This is a genomic window from Pseudomonas rhizozeae, from assembly GCF_031583775.1.
In the GTDB taxonomy this organism is placed as follows: Bacteria; Pseudomonadota; Gammaproteobacteria; order Pseudomonadales; family Pseudomonadaceae; genus Aquipseudomonas.
Genome location: NZ_JAVLSB010000016.1, coordinates 1 through 1,190, shown reverse-complemented (window position 1 = coordinate 1,190; position 1,190 = coordinate 1). Strand labels below are relative to the sequence as shown.

The 1,190-nt window shown below is 60.8% G+C and carries 1 protein-coding gene; it reads left to right on the top strand.

Annotation, left to right across the window (positions count from 1 at the left end; genetic code table 11):
* Positions 1–658 precede the first annotated feature (658 nt).
* Positions 659–970, top strand: coding sequence for a hypothetical protein (locus tag RG836_RS02970; protein ID WP_310843075.1), 312 nt, complete (start codon positions 659–661; stop codon positions 968–970).
* Positions 971–1,190: the final 220 nt, after the last annotated feature.

Here is a 1,190-nt window from a genome sequence, read left to right as displayed (position 1 = left end):
CCTCCACTCAGCCTCCCGACGGGGCGGGTGGATCAAAAGCAAGATCAAAAGCGCGGCGAGCTGACACTCGGCCTGATGGGTGTACGCCGGTGTTATGGACGTCCACGTTAACTGTGGGAGCTGGCTTGCCAGCGATGACGGCCTCACAGCCAACCCATCACCATAAGATACGCCTCAACCCCCTGTGGCGAGGGAGCTTGCTCCCGCTGGGTGGCGAAGCCGCCCCAAAATCTGAGCCCCCGATTTCACTGCATACCCGAGTCGCCCGGTATTGGGCTTGCTGCGCAAGCCAGCGGGAGCAAGCTCCCTCGCCACAGGGGTCAATCCAGCATCGGTCGACTACAGCGCCTTGCGCCTTTGCCTACACTTCCGCCAGAATCCGCCGGCTTGTGGGTCTGAGGTCCGGGCTTTATCGTGATCCGGTCGCTGCCAATCAGCGATCGGGTTTAGCAGCCCGGATAATCTCTAGACGCACAACGTCCGTCGTTCGTGATCAGGCACATCCTCGTGCCTGGCAGTTCACGTTATGGCGGCTGTAGTGGGAGGCCTTCGGGCCTGCCGGGTTCTAGAGTCCTGGTCTGCTAACCCGCGAACAGCCGCCACCTTCATTCGTTTAGCAGCGAACGGTGTTGGCTTCCATGACTCTAGGAGCGTCACCATGATCAAACCCGCCACCCCCTGCTACCAACCCATCGACACCCATGACACCGAACAAACCGTGCTCTTCATCGACACCCACGCCCCCCTCAGCGACATGGCCGCCTGCGCCGCGCATCGCTTCACCGTGGTCCGCGATTTGATGGACACCTTGTCCAGCCTGACCCTCACCGACACCAACGATTGCGACCTGGCGCGCATCACCCGAGGCGTGCATTTACTCACCCGCGAAGGCTGCGCCGTGCTCGAGGTATTGCAGATGAGTGCACAACGGCAAGAGTGGGATCTGGCTGTCTGCCGCGTGACCCGCTAACCCACTATTCCCACGTCTGCGCGTGGGAATGCAGCCCTGGGGTTCTGGGGAGCATGAGCTGCTGCGTCCGTTAACCAGAGACTTGTCGGCGATAACGGCCCGATAGCCGACCAAAGAATTCCTGATGTATCCAAGTCCCACAGGCCAAACGCGTATTGCCCGCGGCCAGGTCGGCAATAAGGCCGCCTCGGCTGATTTTGATCTGGCTTTTGATCTGGCT